An 18,671-nucleotide genomic window follows, 5' to 3' on the forward strand; every position below is an offset into this window, starting at 1 on the left:
ATATCAGAACACTTTATTTAAAAGACTTAACCTTTTACGGTTGTACCGTACTACAGCCTGAAGTATTCCAAAACCTCGTTAACTGTATCGAACAACGTAAAATAAATCCAATCGTTGCGTGTACCTTTCCATTAAAAGAGATACATACTGCTCAAGAGGTTTTCTTAGAAAAGAAACATGTCGGTAAAATCGTTTTGAACGTTGCTCAAGAATAATCATCGTTCAATAGCAAATAAATAGCATATAAATGGCTTTGAATATTTTATTCAAAGCCATTTATATCTAAATCAATAGCTACTATTTTGAAGCATGAAAGTCAATCTTATCAGTCATGACTGTCAACCATTCATTTTATTGTTAGTAGCAGAATATAGATCAAATCTATGAGATAACTGTCATTTCAGTAACGACAAATTCATCGACCATCCCATCTGTTACTTGTACATAGTTTTGGAAATGCGGGCTTTGTACATGTTGCTGAAGACACTCGTTGTTTTCCCAAATCTCATAAACCACGAAACCGTAACTATTTGCATTTTCTTGATGCAAGTCATATTGGATACAACCTTGATCATCTTGTGATGCTGCTGTCAGTTTAAGCAGCTCAGTTTTGACTTGTTCAACGTGCTCAGGTTTGGCTTTGATAGTGGCGACGATGGTAAGTGGTTTGTTTGCTTGCGTGCTCATCTATTTATCCTATGTTTATTATTATCATTGATTTAAATAGGTCCAACGTGTCTGCTAAAAACGTCACATTGGACCTATTAATCTAAATGGCGTTATGCGTTATGCAGACCAGCCTTCTAATACAATCTTGCCATGCGCTTGCTGTTTTTCTAGCATTTGATGCGCACTACGTAGGTGTTCAGCGGTGATAGCCCCAAGATTGTGCGCAACTGTGGTTTTGATCTCGCCTGCATCAATCAATTTTGCCACTGCATTTAATAAATGATGTTGTTCAATCATGTCTGGCGTATTGAACATTGAGCGTGCAAACATAAATTCCCAATGCAGGCTTAAGCTTTTGGTTTTAAGAGGGTTGGCATCTAGTGATTTTGGATCATCAATCAGTCCAAGCTTACCCTGCGGCTTTAAGCATTTAATGATTTCTTCATAATGATCTTCAGTATTATTGAGACTCACCACGTAGTCTACTTCAGCAATACCTGTTTTTTGTAGTTCATCAGACAATGGGCTGCGGTGATTGATGACATGATCAGCACCCAAATCTTTGAGCCACTGCACGCTCTCATCTCTCGAAGCCGTACCAATAATCGTGGCAGACGTTCTTGTCTTTAATAACTGAGTTAGAATAGATCCAACGCCGCCCGCTGCGCCAATGACCAATACTGAGACGTTATTAGCATTCTCGCTACTACCGCTATCATTCGCTGCGCTATCAGAGACAGGCACTTGTAAACGGTCAAATAACATCTCCCAAGCTGTAATCGTCGTGAGTGGTAATGCCGCTGCCTCAGCGAAAGACAAAGAGGCTGGCATGTGTCCAACGATACGCTCATCGACCAACTGATATTCAGCATTGCTGCCTGAACGGGTCAAATCTCCAGCATAATAAACGTTGTCGCCTACTGAGAATAAGCTGACATCTTCACCGACAGCCGTCACAGTACCAGCAGCATCCCAACCAATAACAGCATACTCACCCTCTGCGGCAGGACGCCCTTCACGGATTTTGTAATCTACTGGATTGACTGATATGGCTTTCACTTCTACAAGAATATCGCGGCCTGAAGCAATTGGCTTATCAAGGGTAATGTCTTGTAGCGACTGTTCATTATCGATAGGTAGATTGCTTTGATAACCAATGGCTTTGATAGTTTGCATAATATTGTGTCCTGTTTTTAATGAGAAAGTTTTTAATAATAAAATTTGAAAATATAGTTATTTGAAAATATAGTTAGTAATGGTTTAATTTTTCGAAATTTATTGATGCCGCAAAATATAAATCTTATGCATCTTATGCAAAAATTGACTGCAATACTGTCTGAGTCTGCTGCTCAAGCTCTGCAATGGCTGCTTGGTTTAGAGCATCAGCATGTGGTCGACCAAACGCCCCTCTCGCATCGCCATGTGCGCCATCTGTTATATCGTTATCAAAGTATTTACCAGTATCATCAGCGAACTCATCCGAGATGGCCAACTCCGTTAGGATATTTGCGCCCTTGGCTGCTGATGACCAATGCTGACCATACGCTTCGTTGGCCATTTTTGTGTTCAGCAGCGAGCCTGGATTGACGGCAATGACATTGATATCGTTGCTAGCGACGGTGTCAGCTAATGCCATACTCCACATCGTGAGTGCTAGCTTACTTTGGGCATAAGCATCCTTATCATCGAGGCGGGTCTGGCCTGCAAGTGCTTGATAAGATATTGACGCTTGCGCAGCTGAGCTTAAGTTCACGATACGCGCTTTATCAGACTGCTTGAGCAAAGGTAATAAAGCATTGGTCAGCTCATAAGGCGCTAGGTAATTGACTACGAAACGTACATCCAAACCGTCTTTAGTCATTGCTGATGCCGTGGTATAAATCCCTGCGTTATTTATGAGCACATCAAGCTTGGGCAGTTTTTCATTGACGTCTGCTGCCATCTTTAGCACATCCGTTAAATCAGAAAAATCAGCCACAAACCCATCAATATTATCTACTGCTACGCCTGTCGCGACTGCTTGAACTTCTGCAATGACGCTAGCAAGTTTGTCAGCATCGCGGCCATGCAAGTACACTTGGTGTCCAGCTTCTGCCAGTTTTAACGCTGCCAATTTGCCAATGCCATCTGTGCTGCCAGTAATTAAAATTGTTTTAGTGGTATTCAGAGTCATAAACCGTCCTTATTATTTGTTTGAATTATTTTTTCAGTTTTGGATACCTGTTCTATTTTATCCATCGTGATAGCGCTCATTGTAATGAAAGTGTTGTGCTTCAAACAGTAGTCATCACCTAAAACACTTTCAATATAATTTTGAAAGTAGGTTGTTTTTAAGGGGTTATTTAGATCGATATCTAAGCGGTTGCTTGTTATATTTGAGACAATACAACCGTCCTGTTTAGTCTGATGTTTCTCAAACGAGGGCCTGTCCTCCATTAGCGTATCTCAATAGGACAAATTGTTCATCCGCTTGACGCGCAAGCTCCGCCTTACTAACAAGGGTGAGCAGTTTTTACAGCACTGTAAGGATGCACTGGGCATCTTAGACAATGCCTATGTACTTAGAGAAGTGTGGTGAACCTAAGACACTGCCAGCATTGGCTGAACACAATCGGCTGTGTCTGGACACAATGACAAATATTTTAGCCAATGGACGTTTGAAGGCTTGGGCAAACAAACGAGCGTCGCTGTATCGGGCAAAAGATGGTGACGTGGTCAGGCGTTGGACAATAATGAGACATGGTGTTGCACTAGAATCTCGTTTGGACATTAGTTCTGATATCAAAGAAGGACGGCACATTGAAATTAAACTAGGGGGTTGGCAAGTTGCCCCCTACCCACTATATTTGATCTGTCCTGAACGACGATTGATTGACCCACTGTTCAATGCCGTAAAGGAATATTTAATCGACTGCGTGCAAAATGTTTTGGCTTGAATAGCGTTCGACCTTAAACAAAATACAGTCGACTCCTCTTAAAGAGCATACGGTTCTACTGGGATAAATATTGTGCAGCCTCTGTTATGCTTGCGAGCAGCCAATGAGAAAACTTATAACCATCAGCACATAGTAAAACCTACTAGCAAGATGATAATCATATGTATCACTTTTATGTTGGATTGACGTCACCTTCCAATGCGCCAACCTCTAAATTTGGCAAAAAAACGGTTTATCTTGTCAGAAAAGTTCAACGTCTCTGATTCCGGCACTGCTTCAACATGATGGCGAGCTGCCAATATCGGCTGCTGTACCAATCTTTCGTGATGATCAAACGCGCGATCAAGACTGATACTCATCATAGAAAAATTGGTCGGTCGTGGTAGGCAGCGATATACCTGACCTTTATTAATCAAATCAATCACCATATGTGCATCTTTGAACTCGGTCAACATGAGCACCATCAGATCAGGCTGAATATTTTTTAGCGCATAAACAATGGGAGTGATATTTTCTTTATTGAGCGTCGAATCCGTAATAGTGACGCCAAAGCGTTTTTTTTGTAATAAGCTTGCAGCCTGCTCAATATTGCTTGCCCAGCTCACGGTATAAGCACTCTTAAAATGACTTTTTATTTGCTGATAAACACTCTCATCATCATCTAACACCAATATACTACGCTTGCTATCAGTTCTGGCATGAATACGGTTTTGAATATCATGATTTTCAGTGGCATTTTGGGTGATTTCTTGGGTTTTCTGAGCAATCTCTGTGGCTTTATTAATGGTTTTTTTGAGTTCATCATTTTGCCAAGGCTTTGTGATATAGCGATAAATCTCGCCTTCATTCACAGAATCAATCACCGCATTCAGATCTGCATACCCCGTCAATAAGATACGAATAGTGTTCGGGGATGCCGACTTGATATCACGCAACACTTCTGTACCTTGCTTGTCTGGCATGCGTTGATCGCTGACGACCACTTGTACCTCATTCGCGCTGATATATTCCATCAGCTCAATGGCATCGGTGGTGATAAACACATCGTGTGACTGTCGAAAGTGCATTTTTAAACTGCGTAAAATGCGTGGTTCATCATCGATAAAGGCAATTTTTGGTTTTTGCATGAGGCTCTCTTTAAATAAGTAGTTGGAAATCTCTCAACTTTCAAATAAGGCCTGCGAAGATTCGGTTTTATGAGCGATAGACTGTATCGGCAGCAGGATGGTAAACGTCGTTCCAGTGCCAACGATTGAGCTGACCTCGATGCGACCGCTATGTTGTTCGATAATTTGTGCTGTGATAGCCAATCCCAACCCTGTGCCATCACCGGCTTTTTTGGTGGTGAAAAAAGGCTCAAAGATCTGCGTTAAAATACTCTCTTTGATACCAACACCATTATCTGTAATGCTGATTGCCACGTATTGTCGCGACTCATCAACAGACGAGAGGATCTGTAATGTCCCTTTATAATCCATTGGCATGGCTTGGGCGGCATTATTAAATAGATTGAGTAATACTTGGTTGATTTGCGAAGGATTGCATTGAATCAATGGTAGCTCAGCAAGGCTGGTGCTGACATCTAGAGTTTTTAGATTATTACGTGCCATCACCAAAGACGTGTTGATACAGTCATTGATATCGACCTCTTTTACCTTGGATTCGTCAATTCGAGAGAAATCACGCAAACTCACGACCAACTCCGCAATCTGATCGACGCCATACAGGCCGTCTTTGATCAAATCTGTCAAATCCTCACTGACTTCATCTTCTTTAATTGCCTCGCAATACTGCAAGGTCTCCTCTATCAATTGAGTCACTTGTGCTTGGTCAGCCTCTGGTTCTTTTAACGCATGCAATAATTGATCGGTATGCTGTATCAGCTCATCAAAACGCATGAGGTTATCACCGACCAGCTCCATATTACTACGCACATAGCCAAGAGGCGTATTGACCTCGTGCGCCACGCCTGCCACCATCTGACCGAGTGTGGCCATTTTTTCGGAGCGTACTAGGTGCACTTGTGAGGCTTTTAATTCGTCCATGGCTTGCTGCAAATCTTTCGTACGGGCGGTCACTTGGCTCTCTAGATGGACATTTATTTCAGCAAGCGCGCCTTCGTTTTCGACGACACGATCAATCAGTTGATTGGTCTGCTCGCTGATGACTTGGATTTCACTGACATTTGAGTGTGGCAATTTATGCACGCTTAATTTTTGATATTGTTTTTGCTCAATCAATGTGCCCATATCAGCCACGGCCATTGCCATGTGCTTTAATGGACGCGTAAAGTAGCGACGAAATACCCATGCAGTCAGTAATAAAATCGGAATAAACCCCAATAGCATGGCTTGAATCAGCTGGTTTGACAGTGCATTTGCCACGCTCATCATGTCATTATCAGGCTTAACGATGACCATCTTCCAATACGTAAATGGCATACGAAACACAAAAGCGGTGGCAGACTGCTGCAACACAAAATCATTGGGCACAGCGATGGTATCGACCAAATGACTGCCGACTAAGTTAAACGTCTGATCGATGTTCAACAGCAATAATGCGGAGAGTAATTGGGATTCTTGTTCGCTGATTTTGTCCAAATTGGTCGTGCTCAAAATACTACGGGCGGCGAGCGTGAAACGGCCTTCATCTTTGGCAGTCGCTTCATCGATCAGTGTGTGATTGATACTATCTAGGCGATCAGCAATAGGTGCAAAGCTAGGTTTTTTCTTGGCCAATTGATGTGCGGTTACCATTTCGCCCTGAGGATTATCTTCCGTCACTTGAGTGACCATCGACTGATCAGGAAAGGTCAAAAACCGATTGTCCAAGTCTACCAAGAAGACGTATCCACCTACCTTATCTTGCCATTTTTGCATGGCATCATCGAGATTATCCAATAACAAATTAAAACTCACCACGCCATCAAAAGCTTGGTTACGACTGTCATATAATGACTTTGCACACGTCATCATCGGCTGATTGCTCACGGGATCCACATACGCACGGCTCCAGACACAGTGGTCATGACGTGCATACATCGCTGGAATGTACCACCAATCTCGATAATAAGGATTGGGTGTTTGGCTCACTTGATTATAGCGTTCTGATGGTTGCATGTTGCCTGCATCATCACGCGCCCACACAAACGACTGACGCTCTCGACCTTGCTCATACATATTGGGGTCAAACCATACACCTCCGCCCACGATTCGCAGGTCCGTCTGCTGCATGAGATTGCCAAAGGTTTCTTTATAAAGAACGTCTTCTTTTGGCAAGCCACCAGCCATCGTACTGGTCGCCTTTGCCAATCCATCGACATGGCTGATACTCGCCATGATGCTATTGATTGCTTCATTACCCGTTTCAACCACTGTTTCTGAAGTCATCTCTAGTAGGCGCGGCTTCGCTTGGGTTTCAATAACCCAGTACACCATCAGAATAATCAATGAAAAAGCCAATGCCAAAATAATCAGCATGCGCGTGGAAATACTACCAAGCCGATTAGCCACACTCATAAACAAACCTTGTATTGATGCGCCTACTGTTATCAATGACTCATACAATAAGTCAAGACATCAGCCATACGCAGCCACCATTCATAGTGAGCTCAAGGATACGATGCGGTTATGACAAGATAATGACAAAAGTCGTGTTTTTAGGGTTTGTCCTCATTTTAAACATAACAAAAAAAATGCGCCAAATTGCTGTCAAACAAAAAAAACAGCGCAGACAATACCATAAGCATTTTGATTACTATTCATCATTCATCCCTGATTAATTCATTTAGTGATAAGTTAAGGTTTATCATTGACGACATCCCTTGCCTGTAGACTATAATTTCATAACAGCGCTTAGAAGTTTGTCGTGCACACGACAATTCCTCAATAAATGAGAGATAAATACGTTTAAACATTCATAGTAGAGGTATGAATTAACTTTTAATCCATGTTCAATAAACCGATTTCAGCTTGCCGGAATATTGGTATTCTGTAAAAATACGGAGGTTCTGTAAAAATAAAATAGGGAAATACGAAATGACATTCTCGAAGTCAGTAACCTATTTGCAGACTCGCTAAAGGAATAGACCTCCGCTACTTCTAACAAAACGGACAAGTAATATAATCATGAAAAAATCAGTGCAAACACTTTTTAGCCGAGTTGGTCTGACTGCTGTCATTGCCGCCTCATTGATATCTGGACAAGTGCAAGCAGCAGACAGCAACAGCCATCTGAAAAGCACAGTAGATGCACAAGCCAAGTCGCTAATGAAAGCACATGATATTCCAGGTATGGCGTTTGGTATTATTGTCGATGGAAAGTCGTCTTTTTATAACTACGGTTTGGCTGACAAACAATCTGGCAAGGCTGTTTCAGAAAACACTATCTTTGAGTTGGGCTCTATCAGTAAGACCTTTGCCGCGACTTTGGCCAGTTACTCCGAACTCAATGGCACACTCGACTTGGAGGATACCGCTGATAAATACATTCCTTATCTACAAGACAGCGCCATTGGTAACACCAAGCTTATCAACCTAGCCACCTATTCGGCTGGTGGTCTACCACTTCAAGTACCTAACGATGTCAAAAATAATAAGGAATTGTTCCGCTACTATAAGTCGTGGCAACCTGCCTTCCCTATCAACTCAAAACGTCTATACTCTAACGCCAGTATAGGACTGTTCGGCCATATATCAGCTTTGAGTATGGGCGCGGATTACACACAGGTAATGGAAGATAAAATACTGCCCTTACTCAATATGCCTAGTACCTTTGTCAATGTTCCTAATGACAAAATGGGCGATTATGCGTTTGGTTATAACGCTGCTGGAGAGCCGATAAGAGTTAACCCTGGGATTTTGGACGCCGAAGCCTATGGTATTAAATCAACCAGCGCGGATATGACTCATTACATGGCGGCTAACATGGGGTTAATCCCTTTGGATAAAGATATTCAACAGTCATTGCAAAACACTAGAAAGGGATACTATCAAGCGAGCACTTTTACACAGGGATTGGCGTGGGAGATGTATCCATTCCCCACTCAGCTAGATACACTGCTTGAAGGTAATTCAACGGATGTGGTACTCAAGCCACAGCCCATCATAGCAAACAATCAGCCGACACGTGTTTTAAACGATGTATGGGTGAACAAGACAGGCGCTACCAATGGGTTCGGTGGATATATCGCTTATATTCCCGCAAAAAAATCTGGTATTGTCATTTTGGCAAATAAGAACTACCCCAACGCAGAGAGGGTCAAAGCGGCTTACACCATCCTGCAAAGTGCGATGGCTAATTGAAGTAGAAGAAAATAGAACGTTACTGTGTTTCTAGTGATATTCACCTTTTTTAAACCAATATAATGAATGTAAAAAAGTCCTTTATATCAGTATAAAGGACTTTTTTTCTGAAGTTGAGATCGTTAATTTGTACTATTTTTCAAACTCTTTGAAATCTGCTTTACGAATTTTGGCATGAATACCTTTGGTCTTATCCACGACTTGCGATACTTCAAAATCTGTCGCTGCACTTAGGTAAGCATAAGCGATTGCCTCATCAATACCATACTCTTGATTTAAGAAACGAATCGCTTCACGAGTAGACTTCTTCATCGCCTCATCCAAATCTTCATCTAGCCCTGGCGTGATCCAAAATTCAGCATTCTCTGCCAAAGGTTGCACAATTTCCTTACCCGGAATCTTATCTTTACCTGCTTTTAGCAATGTAAACTTGAAAGTGGCACGAGCAGATGCTTCAAGGGCAGTCAATGCAACCTCGCCATCGCCTTGGGCAAAGTGACTGTCACCTGTATAAAACAGTGCACCTGCCACTTGTACCGGATAATAAACCGTCGCCCCTGCACCCAATTCATTGATATCAATATTGCCACCATACATAGCAGGTGGAACTGAATGTACTCGCTCTGAGGTGTTTGCTGCGACACCCATTAGACCCATAAAGGGACTGAGTGGAAAACGTATAGACTTACCAGAATCTGTTTTTAGGATACCTTCGTATTCACCTTTGGCATTTTTTTCGATAGGCGTAAATACGGAGACATTGCCGTAGCGCTCAGGGTGAGCGGCAGACGCGTTGTCTTGTTTTGCTTTTTTGGGAAACTCGCCTGCCAATGCGCCTTTGCCATGGCGGTTAGAGATGACACCATACGGCACGCGCGGCTCAACGTTGATGACTTCTACTTTTAGGATATCGCCTGGTTGCGCCCCTTTGATTTCGATAGGGCCTGTCACGATATGTGGACCATCTTTATCAAAGTCATGTTTTAATTTTGATTTTGTTATTGTTTTTGCTTCATCTAAAATAAAGTCGTCTTTGACCCCTTTTGACTTAAAGTATTTTGCTGCATCACGGCCCTGATCTTCGAGCAAACCTTCGTGTGAGACGGTATCAAAAGTCACCACACTACCAGAGGTAACAGACATAACGGGGCTGGCGTCTCTGTTGGGCAAATATCCCCATGTTATGGTGTCTAAAGTAGAAGGTACATAGTAATTGCCTTTGTATTCCCCACTACTCAACTGAGTAGGTTTATCTGCTATTTGCTTGAGAACCGTAAAGTCTTCTGCTTGGGATACTGATATACCAAACGCGCTTAGAATAAACAGTGAAAGAATGGTTTTTTTAAACATAGAACATACCCTCTTTAGTTAAAGCATGACAATATTGTCATACCTGTATAAGGGCAAGTTCTATGCCATGGGCAAAACGGTGTTTTCTATTAAAGTTAGGGATAAAAGCACTATATTGATACAATTGTTTGCTTTATCGTGGTGCTTCAGCATAAAAAAAGCATTGTTTTAGAGCATAGATATTGCATGTAGAGGTATTAAATTAAAAAATATTGAATGAAACGATAATGGATAGAGAACTGTACTATCAATTTTATTCTAAGTCACGCTATGCAAATTGGCGTTCGAACGATGACCGATTTTCAATATAGGCTGACTGGCAAATAAGACAATCACACCAACTAATGAAAACACACCAAAGGCGTAGAATGCAGTAGCAGCACCATACCGATCAACAATTAAACCAGTAAAGATGACAGGCACACTAAGCCCTATATATGCCATCAGAAAATAGCCTGCACTCGCACGTGCCTGCTCATTGCCAGCCGAGCGTGCGACTCCTAGCATACCTCCTAAATAGACAAAGCCATAACAACTACTACTAGCTAAAAAAGCGGCCAAAAGAATCACTGGTAGGTTGGCGTTCAAAGTTCCCCAAGCCAACAAAGCATATGCTGGTAGTAAGATCAAAAGACCAAGCTTGCTTGAAACTTGAGGGTCAAGTTTTCGGGCGATTGGCTGAACGATCAATCCACAACTGATGGCTAACATAGAGGATATCCCTGCATACTTAGCGAGTCCATGCGTGGCCAGTACAGAGGGAATAACTGACAACACCAATCCTGTCGTTGCCCAACAAATCAAAATACCGCTGCCATACCAAATGACTTCACGGTTAAAATAAGGTAGCCGTAGCATAGAGGTGGGCAAATTAGTGCGTTTAGGTGCTGTCTCTGGTAATTGATATAACAAAAACATAGCGAATATCCCGCTCGCTAGCAGTAAGAAAAAACTGGCTGGCTGATCGGTTTCATAAAACATCAAAGAAACTGTCGTCAATACAGGACCAAGACCAAAACCTATCGTCGTACTGGCCGTCACCCACGCTGTCGCACGCATCGTATCTGATGAGCCAAGCAGCTCAATCATATAGGCCGTCGCCGTAGCAGCCATCAGAGCCGTTCCCACACCCAGTATGAGTCGTGCTACTGCTAACGCTCGCGTGTACGGATAGAACAACATAAGAGCCGTCGCCGCTATTGATAGTGCCAAAGAGATTACAATGGTCTTGCGCCGTCCGATTCGATCAGACAATCCACCAAAAGCCAACAATACAGGTATGACGCCTAATACATAAAAGGAAAACGCTATCGTAGTTGCTAGTACACCATAGCCATCATTGTGCGCATAAACGGCATAAAGCGGCCCTTGAATATTGACGCTTGTCGTTATCACACATAAGGCAAACGCCAGATATTTATTATATTTTTTAGTGGTCATATATCGCTGCTTTTTGAATAATAATCGTTGAATTGACTGAGGTTAGTGTGATTCACAGTAGAAACACATCTACCTCTACATCGTTTACGTTCAATAATTAAAACAAAAGCACAGTAGGTTATCTATATACAATACAGTACAATTAGACAGAACTGTTTGGTCTATAAAACCCATACAGTTCGAACATAAAATTAATATATTGTCCTAGCTATAACCTTAAGATAAAACCTTCATAAAAGCCGCCCTACCAAAAATTGTAAAAAATATGAATAAGAAGCTAACACGCATCGAAGTTGTCATGGCTGACGTAAAAGAGAAAATAGCGACTGTCATCTACATGCCAGAGTCGCGACTACCCTCCGTCCGTGCTGCTGCCAAAGATTATGGGTTCTCGCCATCTACCGTGGTTGAAGCCTATGAGCGCCTGCAAACTGAGGGCTTTATTTACTCTCGGCCTGGTGCAGGGTTCTATGTGGCAGAGACGACAGCGCCGCTATCATTGACAGATATAGCACCAAAAATTGATCGAGTGGTAGACCCATTGTGGGTATCGCGGCAGTCGCTGGAGCCACCCGATGGTGCGCTAAAGCCAGGCTGTGGGTGGTTACCAGCGGACTGGCTGTTTGAGGCAGGTATACGCCGTGGTCTGCGAAATGTAGCAAAAGCTGACGCGTCCATTATCAGTGAGTATGCAACGCCGCTAGGGCTGTTAGCATTGCGTCAACTACTCACGCGGCGTATGGCAGGATTGAGTATCAATGCAGAACCGTCACAGGTCATATTGACGGATTCAGGCACTCAGGCGATAGATTTGATTTTTCGATTTTTGCTGACGCCAGGTGATACGGTCATCGTCGATGATCCTTGCTACTTTAATTTTCGAGCACAGCTGCTTGCCCATCGAGTCAAAGTGGTTGGCGTCCCTTATACGCCAAACGGGCCAGATGTAGAGGCCTTTGCAGCGATTTTAGATGAGCATAAGCCGCGTCTGTACATCACCAATGCTGCCATTCATAATCCTACGGGTGCCACGTTATCACCTGCTACGGCATACCGTGTATTACAATTGGCTCAAGCGGCTGATTTGTACATTATCGAAGACGATATTTTTGCAGATTTTGAAGTCAAGCCTGCGGCGAGATTGGCGGCTTTGGATGGGTTATCACGAGTATTCTATATCGGCAGTTTTTCTAAAACGTTATCCGCATCCCTACGCTGTGGTTATATTGCAGCACCTACAGAGTGGGTTGAGAGTTTGGTAGATTTAAAGATAGCGACTGGCTTTGGTGGCAGTCAGTTAGCAGCGGCGGTTGTGTTCTCAGCGTTGACTGATAGCGGCTACCGTAAGCATATGAATGATATCCATACTCGGCTGGCAAGCGCGCGTACTCATACGCTACCACGATTGGCTAAATTAGGCATCGTACCGTGGCTGCTCCCACAAGCAGGTATGTTCCTATGGTGCCGATTACCTAAGAATAATAATGCGACCGAATTGGCCAATCGCTGCTTATCACAGGGTGTGGTATTGGCGCCGGGCAATGTTTTTAGCCAATCGGACAATGCTGAGAACTTTATGCGGTTCAATGTGGCACAAATGAGTCATTCAAAAGTTTTCGAGGTATTGGCTCAATCTTTAGACTGACCAATCAGAGACTTATATAGTCATTCCACTATAAAAGTATGACAGCGTTAACCTCGCTTGAAGTATCAAATGTACATCTATACTCGGTTGCCTTGTACTACTTTTAAATTGAATCGACTATAGTGTGCTAGTACCGTCTTATTATATGGCAACCTTTCGACTATAATTCTAAGCCTAAATATCAGCCAAACATAAGCCGAACACAATTAAATCCAACCATCCCCGACAACGGATACTATTTCTCTAGGATAGCTCATATGTCCCCTATATATACTGCATTGACTGTACTGGTTACCTTTATCTGGGGCGTAAATTTTACTTTTATTGCGTGGGGTCTTGAGAGCTTTCCACCATTGATGCTTACCGCCCTGCGTTTTTTCTTTACTGCTGTGCCACTGGTATTGTTTCTAAAGCCGCCTAAATTCAACCGTACCTTGTTTATTTATGCCATCGGTACATTTGTCATGCAGTACGCCTTTGTCTTTACAGCGATGCATCTGGGTTCATCCCCGGGGCTGACGGCACTACTGCTACAAATTCAGATTTTTATCACGGTTTTGCTAGCGTACTTTATATTGGGCGAAGCAGTCAGCCGTATGCAAATCATCGGTATGTTGGTCGGTGTACTAGGACTCAGTGTGATTGCGCTAAACCTTGGCGGTGATATGCCTTTGGCAGGGTTCATCTGTATCCTGATAGCTGCCATCGGTTGGAGCTTTGGCAACATTGCCTCCAAGCAAGCATCAAAACAGGCCTCAGAAAAAACGTCAGAGCAAATGGCTCTAAAAGTGATGCCGCAAGGAACAAGGGTATCTGTTACTACATCTAGCACTGGAAAAAATAAAGCCTCTGCTCTGTCTGCGCTAGCGTTGGTAGTCTGGGGCGGTCTCATTGCTTGCGTGATGTTAACGATATCTTCTCTTACATTTGAGACTGATGCATGGCAGATGGCGACGTTTACTGAAGCATCACTCAAGTCTTGGCTCTCACTTGGGTTTATCGTCTATATCTCAACCTTAATTGGCTTTGGCCTGTGGGCACACTTACTCAGTCAAAATACCGCGTCTAAGGTTATGCCGTTTGCACTATTGGTGCCCGTATTCGGTATGGTGACCTCAGTACTACTCACAGGAGAAGTGGTGACTTGGTGGAAGATGCTGGCCATGATATTGATCTTATCAGGACTGCTATTGGCGAATGTGAAAATGAAAAGAAGGGCTATTTGAATGGTTACTCAGTTTTATCTTGACTCGCTATTACCGTCCAGTTAAGGTTTATTCATAGTAATTAAATTTCCCACCGTGACTGATACTAGCAAAAAATCAATCTATATCAGCTTTGTTTTATATACGTCATATTTATAAGGTGCCCACTGCCCTTAAGTTTACTGCTCTTAAGTTTACTGCTCTTAAGTGTTAAGTCACAACCGACATGGAAGTCGAAAACTGACGTGGTTTGCTCTGTCATCAAGTAAAAAGTACAGAGCGCACCGTAGTCTACAAACTTTGAGGTGATTTGCATGCGTATAGACATACCGACTTACTATGATCGTCTGCTGCAGAAACTCTCAAAACTGATGGTTTCACCTCGATTATGCTTTGCGTTTTTTTTATTTATCATCATTGTTATCTCGCTGTTATTCACTGGTTGCGCAAAACGAGTCTGGAACAAGCCTATTATAGATAAGAGCACTGCTCGCTATGATTTTCATAACAACCTCCCAAAAAATTCAGACGAAGTCTTTGTTGTACTTGCCTTTTCTGGCGGTGGTACACGGGCAGCAGCACTCAGCTACGGGGTGCTAGAAAAGCTACGTGATACACCAGTAACTATCAATGGCGTAGAGCGCCGACTATTAGATGAAGTCGATGTCATCTCTTCGGTATCTGGCGGGAGCTACACGGCAGCGTATTATGGGCTATTTGGCGATGACATTTTTGAGAAATTTGCTCCAGAATTTTTGTATGAAGACTGGCAATCACGACTGATTAGACTTGCGATACGTCCGCAAAGCCTAATAGCGATGAGCAGTTCTGAATACAATCGTGGGGATTTGGTGGCTGACAATTTAGACAACAGTCTATTTCAACAAAAGACCTTTGCTGATATGAGCCGTGGAAAATTGCCTTACGTTATCCTAAATGCAAGTGATCTAAACAACGCGATGACTTTTTCATTTACTCAGCAACAGTTCGACTTTTTGTGTTCGGATTTATCAAGCTATCCAGTTGCCAATGCGGTGATGGCCTCTTCTTCAGTCCCTGGCATCTTTGCCCCTATTGCTCTACACAACTTTTCTGATTGTTCGCAGCGCTCGCAGCCTTGGGTCAATGACGCACTAAATCAAGACAGTCATTTGCCGCGTAGTTATGCGATAGCTCGCGCGTTAGATCGGTATTCGCAGCCAGAGCGGATGCCAGTAGTGCGCTTGGTAGATGGCGGGGTAACCGATAATCTTGGCGTGCGCGGCTCAATGATGAGTCCTGTGACCCAATATGGCGATGTGCCCAACATGGCAGGCGCTTTCAGTCCTGCGAAATTACGCCAAGTCAGACAAGTACTGGTCGTTGTGGCCAATGCTCAGACCTATTCAGAGCATGAGTGGTCAGTAGAAAATAAAGACCCGAGTTTTCTTGATACCATTTCAGCGGCGAGTGAAGTCGCACTAGGCACACTAAATAACGAAACTGTCTCATTGGCCAAAAAAGAGTTTTTACAATGGGGAGAGCATGTAAATGCTCAGCGACCTGCAAGTGCGCCTCAGGTAGAAGTGCATTTCTCCGTATTAACCTTCGATCAAGTCAAAGATAAAACAGAGCGTGCAAAGTTCGATGCCATGCCGACCACTTTTCATTTACAACCTGAACAAGTAGATGATCTACGCTATTTGGGCAGTGATTTACTTGAACAATCTAAAGAGTTTCAAAATTTCCGCAATGCCCTCCAATGACCGTCATCATGCTTGCCAATAATCAAGTATGCGTGACTGTCAAAACGCATAAGCAGCATCATGACTGATAGCATGCCAGCCTACATTTACCGCATTTTTCTACCTTTATCTCTATTTACTATATCCACCTCATTTCTCTTCGAACTGAATATTTATAGCGTACTTGTGGTTACAAGTAATATTGAACGATTACTCAAAATTACTTGAATGACTGTTCAAGACCTTTTATCGTAGAAACAATACATATTGGGGTTTTTAATACTTGGCAGGTAGTACACGATAGTCTTGAAGATTACCCATATTCTTCAATATCTCTACCGTATATATAAGCGGCCGTCTATCTCCAATGTATTACGACTGGATAATAACCAAAATTAAAAACGTTAAGAAAATAATAACGATTCAAACCTGAAAAAGGAATGACTACTATGAACAAATATATGGCTGGAATAATAGCTGCTTTTATCGCGACCATCGTTATGTCGCTACTTCTCATGCTAAAAAGTGCAATAGGCCTCATGCCTGATTTAGATATTATTGCGATGCTTGTATCGATGATGGGTGGCAGTCACATAATAGCGTGGATTGCTCACTTTATGATCGGATCGATCGGCTATGGTATCGTCATGGCATTGATAGCAGGTACGGATAGGAGTAAGAACTTTACGCTGACTGGCGCAATGGTAGGTGCAATTGGTTGGTTTATGATGATGATTGCTATTATGCCCATGATGGGCAATGGCTTATTTGGTTTATCTATGCCAAGCGGCATTATGATTCCCATCGCTACTCTTATGCTACATCTCGTATTTGGTGTAGTATTGGGCAAAGTTTATGCCAAGCTGGTTGCCGCACACTAAAAACTTAAACACCAATCAGCTATAAGAATATTTGATTGAAACTCGATATCAAAAATCAACATTAAAAAGTGACATCAAAAATATAAACTTAAGTGCCTTTATAAGTATTTGAAATAAGCTGCTAACGATGACCACTAAAACACTTGGCCATCATTAGCAGCTTTTTATTTTCTGCAGCTTTTTTTCTATAGTTATCGTAAATCATCCACGACAGCTAGCATTGCTACCAGTGATGCTTCGCCTAATTTGATAGAACGCTCTGGCGACCAACCCATCTCTTCATCGGGCAGATTATCATTGTCTTTGAATGGCATCTCTAACGTATTGGCGAGGCAATCAAAACGCTCTGCTACCCAATTGGTGGCAACGGTCATATTGGCAGCACCTGGTGCATCAATCTCATAGCCAATCTCAGACTGAAAATCAGCACTGGCTAACTTTAATACCTCTGAAAACTTATCACGTAGTCCAGCAAGACGGTCACTGTAGCTTGGCGTCCCTTGTGACCCAGCGAGGAATACGTATGGCAATGCTTCATCACCATGCACATCATAAAATAGATCCACGCCTGTCGCTTCCATTTTATTAATCACACGAAATACTTCAGGGCTTTTGTCTAAGCTTGGACTTTGCCATTCACGGTTTAAATTGGTTCCGGCAGCGTTAGTACGCAAGTGTCCACGTACACTGCCATCAGGGTTCATATTAGGGACAATATAAAAATTGGCCTTGTCTAATAACTGTTTGCCAGTCGCATTATCGTTATCTAACAAGCTATACAACAAGCCCTCGATCAGCCATTCAGCCATCGTTTCACCTGGATGCTGACGAGCAGTAATCCATATATTGCGCTTACTAGCATCTCCATCCCCGATTTTGACTAGGGTCAAGTCACGTTTATCAAGCGTTTCGCCTAGATGCTCTAACGTCACTAGCGGATGCACTTGCACAGCGGCCAATAAATCTTGATGACGCTCATAGCTATAAGGCGCAAAGTACGCAATTTGAATGGTTTCGCATTCTAACTCTGCCACGATGGTCAATTTGCCATCTTTGTAAGACGTTGGCAGACGGAACCAATGCTGACGATCATAAGAAGCCACCGCTTGATAATCATCCCAACCCTCCAGATAAGAGGCCTCTCCTGCATTCAGAATATTGAGAACATACTGCTCCCCTATTTGACCTGACAGACGAAAGTTAAACCACTGAAAGAACTCGCCACCAACATCTGGGCGAATCGCTAATTGAATGTCTTTTTTGTCATCAGTATTGATCACATCAATATTGCCTGCATCGAAATTAGCCGTGATATGCATAGTCATTCCCTAATTGGTTTTTATGATTGTGTTTTAAGTATTATGTTCGTTATCGACTTACTATTTTACCTATTGCCTTTTAATAATCTCTAACTTTGTATGGGGCACTAGATATACATTTACTTGGTCATTACCAACTCGTTTTCAAGGCAATCACTTGCCAAATCTATCTATTCAGATTGAATATCTATTGTTGACT

15 protein-coding genes are annotated in these 18,671 nt (G+C 42.7%); 7 read left to right on the plus strand and 8 right to left on the minus strand.

The window, feature by feature from the left end; translation table 11 throughout:
- Window positions 1-2: 2 nt before the first annotated feature.
- Window positions 3-215 (plus strand): zinc-binding dehydrogenase, encoded by a 213-nt coding sequence (locus ACHEVO_RS03750; RefSeq protein WP_394124382.1) that lies wholly within the window; start codon window positions 3-5, stop codon window positions 213-215.
- 166 nt (window positions 216-381) lie between these two features.
- Here ACHEVO_RS03750 and ACHEVO_RS03755 read toward each other — a convergent pair whose 3' ends face one another.
- From ACHEVO_RS03755 to ACHEVO_RS03765, 3 genes are all read right to left on the minus strand, one after another.
- Entirely contained in the window at window positions 382-687 is a 306-nt protein-coding gene (locus tag ACHEVO_RS03755) for a putative quinol monooxygenase (RefSeq protein WP_394123969.1), read from the minus strand.
- 99 nt (window positions 688-786) lie between these two features.
- Window positions 787-1,836, minus strand: a complete 1,050-nt coding sequence (locus tag ACHEVO_RS03760; RefSeq protein WP_394124383.1) for a zinc-binding alcohol dehydrogenase family protein — start codon at window positions 1,834-1,836, stop codon at window positions 787-789.
- 142 nt (window positions 1,837-1,978) lie between these two features.
- Window positions 1,979-2,842, minus strand: a complete 864-nt coding sequence (locus tag ACHEVO_RS03765) for an SDR family NAD(P)-dependent oxidoreductase (protein WP_394123970.1) — start codon at window positions 2,840-2,842, stop codon at window positions 1,979-1,981.
- Window positions 2,843-3,224: 382 nt separating this feature from the next.
- On the opposite strand from ACHEVO_RS03765, the gene ACHEVO_RS03770 reads away from it, so the two are divergent.
- Window positions 3,225-3,605, plus strand: coding sequence for a LysR substrate-binding domain-containing protein (locus tag ACHEVO_RS03770; RefSeq protein ID WP_394123971.1), 381 nt, complete (start codon window positions 3,225-3,227; stop codon window positions 3,603-3,605).
- A 188-nt stretch (window positions 3,606-3,793) separates the two neighbouring features.
- Here ACHEVO_RS03770 and ACHEVO_RS03775 read toward each other — a convergent pair whose 3' ends face one another.
- Window positions 3,794-4,732: a response regulator gene (locus ACHEVO_RS03775; protein WP_394123972.1), complete on the minus strand. Its 939-nt coding sequence runs from the start codon at window positions 4,730-4,732 to the stop codon at window positions 3,794-3,796.
- Between the two features lie 33 nt (window positions 4,733-4,765).
- Window positions 4,766-7,123 (minus strand): sensor histidine kinase, encoded by a 2,358-nt coding sequence (locus tag ACHEVO_RS03780; RefSeq protein WP_394123973.1) that lies wholly within the window; start codon window positions 7,121-7,123, stop codon window positions 4,766-4,768.
- A 609-nt stretch (window positions 7,124-7,732) separates the two neighbouring features.
- On the opposite strand from ACHEVO_RS03780, the gene ampC reads away from it, so the two are divergent.
- A complete protein-coding gene (gene ampC, locus ACHEVO_RS03785; protein ID WP_394123974.1) occupies window positions 7,733-8,908 on the plus strand; it encodes a class C beta-lactamase in 1,176 nt (391 codons plus the stop codon).
- Window positions 8,909-9,040: 132 nt separating this feature from the next.
- Here the strand turns inward: ampC and ACHEVO_RS03790 are convergent, their stop codons facing one another.
- Both ACHEVO_RS03790 and ACHEVO_RS03795 read right to left on the minus strand, forming a co-directional pair.
- Window positions 9,041-10,258, minus strand: a complete 1,218-nt coding sequence (locus tag ACHEVO_RS03790; RefSeq protein ID WP_201569086.1) for an acetamidase/formamidase family protein — start codon at window positions 10,256-10,258, stop codon at window positions 9,041-9,043.
- Window positions 10,259-10,516: 258 nt separating this feature from the next.
- Window positions 10,517-11,698 (minus strand): MFS transporter, encoded by a 1,182-nt coding sequence (locus ACHEVO_RS03795; RefSeq protein WP_394123975.1) that lies wholly within the window; start codon window positions 11,696-11,698, stop codon window positions 10,517-10,519.
- A gap of 265 nt (window positions 11,699-11,963) precedes the next feature.
- Between ACHEVO_RS03795 and ACHEVO_RS03800 the strand changes: the two genes are divergently transcribed.
- From ACHEVO_RS03800 to ACHEVO_RS03815, 4 genes are all read left to right on the plus strand, one after another.
- Window positions 11,964-13,343: an aminotransferase-like domain-containing protein gene (locus tag ACHEVO_RS03800; protein WP_394123976.1), complete on the plus strand. Its 1,380-nt coding sequence runs from the start codon at window positions 11,964-11,966 to the stop codon at window positions 13,341-13,343.
- A 257-nt stretch (window positions 13,344-13,600) separates the two neighbouring features.
- A complete protein-coding gene (locus ACHEVO_RS03805) occupies window positions 13,601-14,569 on the plus strand; it encodes an EamA family transporter (RefSeq protein WP_394123977.1) in 969 nt (322 codons plus the stop codon).
- 293 nt (window positions 14,570-14,862) lie between these two features.
- Window positions 14,863-16,293, plus strand: coding sequence for a patatin-like phospholipase family protein (locus ACHEVO_RS03810; protein WP_394123978.1), 1,431 nt, complete (start codon window positions 14,863-14,865; stop codon window positions 16,291-16,293).
- 428 nt (window positions 16,294-16,721) lie between these two features.
- Window positions 16,722-17,153, plus strand: a complete 432-nt coding sequence (locus tag ACHEVO_RS03815; RefSeq protein WP_394123979.1) for a DUF6789 family protein — start codon at window positions 16,722-16,724, stop codon at window positions 17,151-17,153.
- A gap of 191 nt (window positions 17,154-17,344) precedes the next feature.
- Here the strand turns inward: ACHEVO_RS03815 and ACHEVO_RS03820 are convergent, their stop codons facing one another.
- The gene (locus ACHEVO_RS03820) at window positions 17,345-18,472 is read right to left on the minus strand and encodes a M14 family metallopeptidase (protein ID WP_394123980.1); all 1,128 of its coding nucleotides are present in this window, start codon (window positions 18,470-18,472) and stop codon (window positions 17,345-17,347) included.
- Window positions 18,473-18,671 lie beyond the last annotated feature (199 nt).

The sequence above is a fragment of the Psychrobacter nivimaris genome, assembly GCF_043419765.1.
Taxonomy (GTDB): domain Bacteria; phylum Pseudomonadota; class Gammaproteobacteria; order Pseudomonadales; family Moraxellaceae; genus Psychrobacter.